This is a genomic window from Cyanobium sp. BA5m-10, assembly GCF_024346255.1.
GTDB lineage: Bacteria > Cyanobacteriota > Cyanobacteriia > PCC-6307 > Cyanobiaceae > Cyanobium_A > Cyanobium_A usitatum.
In genome coordinates this window covers 1-7595 of sequence record NZ_JAGQCP010000079.1, presented here as the reverse complement: position 1 = coordinate 7595, position 7595 = coordinate 1, and the positions used below count along the sequence as shown (strand labels likewise).

The following is a 7595-nucleotide window of genomic DNA, read 5'->3' as shown; positions in this document are numbered from 1 at the left end:
CAGCGGCGGCACCCTGTCAACCGTGGGGCTGCCGGGCACCGGTCTGAGCTGGAGCGTGGAGCACACGCCGGATCGTGCAGCCGTGATCCCTGCAGGGGAAGCGGCGGGCCTGCCCAACAGCCGCCGGCTAAGGCCAGGGCAGCTCGATGCCTTTAAGCAGTCACTGCTAGCGGTGCTGCGCCAGGAGCTGTTCGCTCCCGGCTCCAGGGGGGAGCAGCTCTGGGACCTGGGCTTGGTGAGCCGTCTGCTTGCTGCTGGCTCCTTAGCTGCACGAACCGCTGGCCTGCTGGCCGTGATCGAAACGCCGGAGGCGATGGAGGGGTATTTACTGCGGGCTCAGGGCCAGGACGATGCCAAACGCCGGGCTCAGCGCTGCATAGAGGCGGCGGAGGCAGCAGTGCGCCTTGTCGCTGAGAAGGGATTGTTGAACTGACAAAACAAAACCCCCAAGGTTTGCCCCGGGGGTCGTCGTGTCCTCACACGCTGGAGCGTGGAATGGGCTTGCGAAGCTGCTGGCGTTGGCACCTGGGGCCATGCATTACAGGGGTGGGGCGGATGATCCTCCTGAGGGCACCTGCGGCGGTGCGGCTGGAGTGTCGATCAGTCAGGCGCACAAGGTGAGCTGCACTGGGGAATGCTGCTCTATTGCCCGGCTGAACGACCCGCTCACGGATAGATAAAGACTGTTGGAGCAGGGGCCTGTAGTCAGCGTGCTTCTGGAACCTGGCGGGGTGGCGTGTCGTCCATGTTGGGCGCCTCCTTGGTTGATGAGCACAGCATCGCTGAGCTAGCCGTTGAGCACAATCAGTTTTTAAACGCATTGCTTCTGGCTGCAGATCGGAGCAAGGTGGGATTGCTTTGTGGCATGTAGCAGCTCAGGCCCTGCTCAGTGGTGGCGGCGTCCACTGCGGCTCGCAGACCTGCCAGCCGGCTCTGCGCTTCTGAGCCCAGAGCTTGATCGCCTCATTTCGCATCAGCTCCCTGCGGTGTTTGAGCAGCGGTGGCTCCCCGCCGGGCATCACCTCTCCAAAAGTCACATCCAGCTTCTGGCTCCAGCGGTCGTAGCGGCGCGGCTGGAAATGAAGCACCTGGCGGCCATCGCTAATCCAGCCCTCCTGCGGAGAGAGCGGCGGCCGGCCGGGACTGTTCTTCGCGTTCATTAGCTGCTCAGGCCACCTCCGGCGCCCAGCCCTTCTGACGCACCAGGTCGTCAGTCCAGCCCTGGCAGCGGCTGGTGAGGTGCTCGCCATGGGCGATCAAGCCCTGGTGCACCTGACAGGTGAGCAGCGGGATGCAGTTCACCCCTGCGTGATGCCTAAACCAATGGCAGGTCATGCAGACCTTGCGGCTGCGGGTCTTCTGCATGGTGCCCTCATCGAGGTAGGGCCACTCCTCGATCGGGGTTTCGAGCCGGGTATTCAGTGCTGCTGGCCGGGGGAGAGGGACACCCATGAGTCATGATCAATGCGTACGCATGTACTAGCACGGTTGGCGGGCTTTGCTGCCTTCCCCTTGCGCCCTCGATACGGTGCGCTCAGCGGATAAGGGCCGATGTTGCGCGAGCTTGTTCTGGCCATCGGCATCCCCCTGGTCCTGCTGCTGCTGGCGGTGCTGGCAATGGAGCAGTGGCGTGATCAGCTGCCGCCTTGGTTGCAGCGGTTGGCCGAACGGCCGTCCTGGCTCTGGAACACCGGCATCGGGCTGATTATTGGCCTTTCGCTGCTGCGCTGGTTGCTGCAGCGCTGAGGCTCAGGCCACCAGCTGCTGGTGTTGCACAAGAAACGCCTCAATCCATTCGTGATGGCGGCGCTGGCTGATGCGATCAGCAATTGAGGGTGCATCTGGCGGCACCTGAAAACGCTTGCGGAAGGCCTTGGTGAGACCTTCCAGTGCCGGGCGAGGTAGGGAGCGAATGGTGCTGTGTAGCTGGTGGATCGTGCCTGGATCAAGCGGATCAAGGCTTGGGTCTATCTCTCGCTGAGCAGGTGATTGGGACTCGCGCCTCGGCGCCTCTTCTGCTGGCCTGCTGCTGGGGTTGGCGCTTGGCACCGGCGTAGGTGCTGCCGAGCTGGTGACCTCTCGTTGCTGCTTGTCGTAGAGCGCCAGACCAAAGGGATTGCCAAAGGTCATCAACGCTCTCTTCATAGCGTCGGTTTCGGCCTCCTTGAGGGCTGATTCATGGGCCTGGCCTAGGTCGATGTCAATGCCATGGCCGGCACCGCTGCCTTCTCGGATCACGTCACCAACGGTGATGCGCAGCCTGGCTGTGTAGGTAACGCCCCAGCCGGCACGGTTGCTGCTGCCGAGGGTGCGCTCCCGCTCAGATACGCACTGCACGGCAATGGTTTCGCGTTGCCAGCCGTCAAAGCCAAAGATGCGGTTGGCCTCGGCAATCGCTTGCCACCCCTCCAGGTAGGCCAAGGAGCGGCCAGCCTGGCTGCGGGTTTGGACCTTGGCGCGATCGAGTGGAGTGGAAAGGGCAGCGATCTGCTCGGTGGAGAAGACAGCGATGGTCATGGGAATACTGCGATGTGAGAGGTGATTTGGGTGGAAGGGGTATGGGCCCGCTCTTGCAACAGACCCATATCGAGGGGGGGGGGCTCTGCCCCCCCCCCTGGCCCCTTAGTGGATGCGCCAGGAGCGGCGGTTGAGCAGCTGGGCACCGGTGATCTGACGGCCGGTTTTGAGGGCTTCCTTGATGGCGTTTTTGTCTGGCTTGCTTGTGGTGGAGAAGGTGAGCCACTCGGGATCGAGGGCGTCTTCGTCGACGATCACAACGGCGGATGATTTGCGGCTGCTGAGTTCGTGATCGGGGAAGGAGAAACGCGTAGCCGCCGGCTGCAGCTGGGTGAGGACAAAGATCAGCGATTCCTCCAACGCATCAGCCCGGGCGGCATCAGAGCGGGCCAGATCGGTGAGGCGCTTGGCTTGCTGGCTCCGGTAGGTGGCCTGACCTCGCAGGTGCTCGATCACCCAGCAGGTGGCATCGGCCTTAGCGGCGAGGGCCTGCTTATTGCCCTCTTCTGCCAGAAGTGCGGCCTCCAGCTCTGCCAAGGCCAGAGCGCGCTGCTCGGGATCATCAGCTTCCAGCTGCTCGGCCAGCTGGCCGATGGCGGTGGTGAGCTCTTGGGCCTCGCTGCCCAGCTGCCACAGGGAACCGGAGCGCTGCAGGGAGCATGCAGGGCCTGATTCCGAGGGGGCTGCCGCTGAAACAGCGCTGACAGCGCCTGAAATGGGGGTGAGTACGACCATGACGGTGAGAGGGGATGAATGGGACGGAGAGCGCCATCAGGCGCAGAAGGCTTCAGGAATGGGCGGCGGCGGGAATAGCCAGCGGCCCGGCCAATGCACGGACCTCAGCCACGGAGATCGGCACCGGAGAGCGCGAGGCCATGCGCCTGGCTTGCTGCACCAGCGAGGCCGTGCCGGCACCACCGGGGAAGGCGACTACCAGCACCGAAGCGATAGAGCCAGGAGAGCTGTGGGTAACAGCGCGGGCAACGGCCTGCTCGATTAGCTCACGATTACGGATTGGCCCAGCGGCCCGCCCATGCCGCTCCCACTGGGCGGGCATAACGAGAGCTGACCAACCCAGCTGCTGGGCAGCGCGACCAATGGCGGCATCGGCCCCGCGGGCGCCGCCATGGAGAAGCAGATGCACCAGCCGGCCACCGCTGCGGGCGAGCAGCTCAGCGGCAACCCGCTGCTGGGGCCAGGCCAGATCACGACCACCACCGGCTGCGATCACGAGCGAGTGGGATGGGGCTATTTCAGTGCTAGATGAGAGATAAAGATGCATGAATCAGCTGCCAGAGGTGACAACTGATCGGGGCAACACACCGCAAATAAAAGAGCGGTAGTGCTGGCGAGATCAGGGAATTGGATTACCGCAGGCGATGGACTTGGGGCCTTTGGCGCAGCCCTTATTCTACCAGTACAATTGAATTATTGGCTCAGCCAAGGCCAGCTGCATCAAGCGATCTGACGGATCTTTGCTGACAGACGCAGGCCAAATCCAGTCGGACGGGCATAACCAAAGACCAGGGCTTTCACTCCCATCTCAATCATCAGCCAGCCTTCTGGAATATCTGGCACCGCAGCCGCGGGCATGCCCCCCTTGCGCTCCATCCCCGCACCCCAGGGCAGGGGCGGAGGGCGGCGGCGGCTGTCTGACCTCAGCCACGGCGCAGCTGTGGCAAGTTCAGGACAGCCGACGACGCCTGGAGCCCTCTCTGCGCTCTCTTGGTAAGTCCCAAGGCACATCTAGGAACTCCACCAGCAGCACCCCCGGCGGGTGCCGTGCTGCTTTCACTAGGCCCAAGCGATGGCCTGCTCCATCCCTGCCCGGCCCCAGGACAGCTGTATGGGAGCGATGAGCACCCGAGATCAGCCGCCGGCCATAAAGGCTTCTCTGGTGGCTTCCAAGGCCTGCAGGCGCCTGTGGCAGTTGCAGCTGCGCTCTTAACAGGGGTTGCCTGGGTGTCGTAGTGCCGGAAATGACTAGGCGCTGGCTCGTGGTGGTGCTGGCTGGCCGGAAGGGGAGCCTTGAAACCAGGGGTGGCAGAAAAAAACCGAGATCAAAGCGATCCCTCGGGCAAAGCCCAAGCCAAGCCCCCCTCTTTCGCCTTCTGCAGAGCCCTTTTGCTCTCACGCAGCAGGCTCAAAGAGCTCTCGCTTCCGTCGAGGAACTGGCGAGAACCCAGGAGATTGTGCGCATTTTGTGCGCATCTCCCTTGGTCTATCGGTGAAAAGTCAATCGGGGCGACAGGATTCGAACCTGCGACCTAGTGCTCCCAAAGCTCGTGAAATGGGGTCCGTCGGACCGGTTGCAATAACTGGATTTACTGGCTCAAAACCATTGCTGTCACTGGCTTTTGCCCTGCCAGCCGATGGCGGGCAGTGGCGGAGCGTGCCAAGCTGAAAAGGTGATTCTCTTGCAGATTCTCTTGCAAGGGGTGTCGTGCGTGCCTGATTTCCTAGAGCCGTGCCAAAAGCCACCACTGCCTCTCGCCCAGCACGGGCAGCCAAAGACCGTGGCTGGGTAGCAGCGCTGCGCTTGTCGCTCACCTCGGATCTGGGACCTCGCAGTGGCTGGACTGTTTCTGAGATGCGTGGGCGGGTTCTGCTGAACGTCTCAGCTTCTGCCGCAGGTGGTGCACGCCAGCAGCGGGTTTTGCTATTTGATTGGGCCGCTTCTGAGCGGCAGGCCATTCATGCAGCCATTCTTGCTATTCATGCCGATTACAGCGATGGCGTACCCCTTGATCTAGCCATCGAAACTCATGCGCGAATTCCTACGGAGGAATCGAGCCATGTCGGAATGACGGTTAGTGAAGCAATCAACTGGCCTCAATTAATTCAAGGATTCAAAGATCACAAACTCAGCAGTGGGGCTATCAAGCAGAGCACCTGGGATCAGCTCTACTGGCGGCGAATGGGTGTGATCCTCGAGGCAGTTGGCGGAAAGCGTCGACCCATTTCACCTAAACAATTACTGGAGGGCGTGATTGAGTCCTGGAAGGACAGGCCAGGATCGCGTGGCCGTCAGTTACAGGTTCAATTCACGGCAGCACTTTTACGTTGGGGCGTCGATTCAGAACGCTTACCTTCATCCTGGGCACCGCCGCTTGATCTCTCTATCTATGTGGGCCGCAAGCGAGAAGAACGGGGGATTACAACACCCATTGAGGCCAGCCATGTGCTGGATTTGGCAGAGGCCATACCTGATCCGCGCTGGCGATTGGCGTTTCAGTTAATGGCTGCCTACGGTCTGCGGCCGGAAGAATTGCAACACCTGGAGATCCAGAAAGGGCAGCTCTGGACCACCTACCAGAAGGTTTCCAGTCGAGGTCGCACCCGATCCAGGGTTTTGCGACTGCTGCCATGTGACGAATGGGCCAAGCCCTGGCAGCTCGAGAAAGCATTTCGAGCTGACCGCATGCCGCCGATGCGACCAGGTCATGGCGCTGAGGACCTTGGCACCTATATGCGGCGGCGTCCTCTCTGGCAGCAACTACGGCGAGAGTATGAAGAGAAGGGCGAGAAACTGGTGCTCTACTCTTGCCGCCACGGTTATGCCCACCGCGCTCACATCACTTGCGAGCTGCCTCCCAAGGTGGTCGCAGCAGCCATGGGCCACTCAGTGGAAACCCATCTGGCGGCCTACAGCCGCTGGTGCGGGGATGACGTGGTGGACGACGCTTTCGCAAAGGCAGAGCAGCGGCTGGCCCATGGCCTACGCGCTCAGAGCTCAGCGCCGTAATGCCGCACGGCCTGCGAGAACCTGCTCAACCCTTGTTCCTCCAGGGTTACCAGGTACTCCTCGACTGTTTTTGGTGGGTTCTTGAGGCTCGCTCGGTGCTGCCGCATCGCCATGCAGACCCGTTCGGCATCCAGGTTCAACTGATCCAGCAGAAACGGATCGGGATGGCAGGCGCCAAGCCCATAACTCGCCAGGGCGTGCTCTGGGAAATCGCCCAGGTTGAAGGTGAGGATCAGATCGGCACCGCACTGGATGGCGGCAGCCAGAACATGGCGGTCATCCGGATCTGGTAATTCCAGAGCTGGAATAAGGGGCTGATAACCATCGACAAGCGCATCACGCACGTGAGCATTCATAAGCGCGCGGGTTCGCTCCAACTGCGCTCTGGAGAGATCAGACCGGTTCCGCAGCACAGCGTTGATCCACTCGTCGTGAATCTGGTTGCTCCAGCGAGCCCGGTAGAGATCGGTGAGCGCCAGGCGCATCAACAGATCGCGGAGTGGAGCGGGATAGAGAACGCAAGCGTCGTAGACGACGGTGAAGCGATTCACCTCAGTAGCCCATGCCCAGCTCCTGGGCCTGGGCAGCCAGCTCATCGAGGGCTGCGGCACGCTGCTGATCGATGGCGTGCTTGTAGGCCATCAGGTCGGCCAAGCGGATGCGCCGATGGGTGCCGACCTTACGGAAGGGGATCTCCCCTTGCTCCAACCGCTCGATCAGAAAGGGCCGCGACACATTCAGCAGATCAGCGGCCTGCTGGGTCGTGAGTTCGGCGTGCACCGGCACCAGCGTGACGGCATTGCCCTGGGCCATCTGAACCAGGATTCCTTGCAGCAACTCCAGCACCGCGGGCGGGATGGGAACGGATGCGCGCTGGCCATCCTGCAGGTCTAGGGAGAGGCAGGCCTGGCGCAGGCCATGGCTGGCACGGAAGCTGGTGAGATCGCGCAAGCTCGCCCCTGCGGCCTCAGCCGCCTCAGCCGTAGGGATCACGGGCTCAATGGAGCTGGGGAGAGCGACGGCCATGGACAGGAGGAGGGGAAGGCCAAGTGAATCTTAATCGAAATAAACGCAATATCTGCAGCATCTGCAAGGACAATAGGTTCGCGTGTCCTGTGCGTTCCGAGGCACTGTCCTGAGCCGATGGCCTTATTCAAGCTTTCATTGGCTCGGCAGCCCCTATCAGGTGGCGACCATGCACGGGCTGGGTAGCGCCCCTCTGAGTGGTGTAACTCAGGAGGTCCTGTGACCCTCTCCGGAGGGTGAACAGTGGCAGGCAGGGGATGACTGCCTGGAAGCTGATTGCGCAGCTCCGTTTATCCATTATGAACCC

Annotated in this window: 11 protein-coding genes; 3 read left to right on the top strand and 8 right to left on the bottom strand. The window is 61.9% G+C overall.

Annotation, left to right across the window (positions count from 1 at the left end; translation table 11 throughout):
* The coding region (locus KBY85_RS15280) for a DUF4236 domain-containing protein (protein ID WP_254962320.1) at positions 1-433 on the top strand (433 nt) is incomplete at its 5' end.
* Between the two features lie 442 nt (positions 434-875).
* Here the strand turns inward: KBY85_RS15280 and KBY85_RS15275 are convergent.
* Positions 876-1160: a DUF1651 domain-containing protein gene (locus tag KBY85_RS15275; protein WP_254962319.1), complete on the bottom strand. Its 285-nt coding sequence runs from the start codon at positions 1158-1160 to the stop codon at positions 876-878.
* Between the two features lie 7 nt (positions 1161-1167).
* Complete coding sequence (locus KBY85_RS15270) at positions 1168-1452, bottom strand: galactose oxidase (protein WP_254962318.1); 285 nt, start codon at positions 1450-1452, stop codon at positions 1168-1170.
* A gap of 99 nt (positions 1453-1551) precedes the next feature.
* On the opposite strand from KBY85_RS15270, the gene KBY85_RS15265 reads away from it, so the two are divergent.
* Entirely contained in the window at positions 1552-1746 is a 195-nt protein-coding gene (locus KBY85_RS15265; protein WP_254962317.1) for a hypothetical protein, read from the top strand.
* Positions 1747-1749: 3 nt separating this feature from the next.
* On the opposite strand, the gene KBY85_RS15260 is transcribed toward KBY85_RS15265, so the two are convergent.
* From KBY85_RS15260 to KBY85_RS15245, 4 genes are all read right to left on the bottom strand, one after another.
* Positions 1750-2517, bottom strand: a complete 768-nt coding sequence (locus tag KBY85_RS15260; RefSeq protein ID WP_254962315.1) for an RAD52 family DNA repair protein — start codon at positions 2515-2517, stop codon at positions 1750-1752.
* A gap of 105 nt (positions 2518-2622) precedes the next feature.
* Entirely contained in the window at positions 2623-3252 is a 630-nt protein-coding gene (locus KBY85_RS15255) for a siphovirus Gp157 family protein (protein ID WP_254962314.1), read from the bottom strand.
* 52 nt (positions 3253-3304) lie between these two features.
* Complete coding sequence (locus KBY85_RS15250) at positions 3305-3748, bottom strand: DUF2493 domain-containing protein (protein WP_254962313.1); 444 nt, start codon at positions 3746-3748, stop codon at positions 3305-3307.
* A 224-nt stretch (positions 3749-3972) separates the two neighbouring features.
* Complete coding sequence (locus KBY85_RS15245) at positions 3973-4128, bottom strand: hypothetical protein (protein WP_254962311.1); 156 nt, start codon at positions 4126-4128, stop codon at positions 3973-3975.
* 856 nt (positions 4129-4984) lie between these two features.
* Here KBY85_RS15245 and KBY85_RS15240 point away from each other — a divergent pair.
* Positions 4985-6262: a hypothetical protein gene (locus tag KBY85_RS15240; protein ID WP_254962310.1), complete on the top strand. Its 1278-nt coding sequence runs from the start codon at positions 4985-4987 to the stop codon at positions 6260-6262.
* Here KBY85_RS15240 and KBY85_RS15235 read toward each other — a convergent pair.
* A complete protein-coding gene (locus KBY85_RS15235; RefSeq protein ID WP_254962309.1) occupies positions 6244-6858 on the bottom strand; it encodes a putative toxin-antitoxin system toxin component, PIN family in 615 nt (204 codons plus the stop codon). The two genes, KBY85_RS15240 and KBY85_RS15235, sit on opposite strands and share 19 nt — an antisense overlap.
* Positions 6815-7288 (bottom strand): helix-turn-helix domain-containing protein, encoded by a 474-nt coding sequence (locus KBY85_RS15230; protein WP_254962308.1) that lies wholly within the window; start codon positions 7286-7288, stop codon positions 6815-6817. The genes KBY85_RS15235 and KBY85_RS15230 overlap by 44 nt, the downstream gene beginning before the upstream one ends.
* Between the last annotated feature and the right edge of the window lie 307 nt (positions 7289-7595).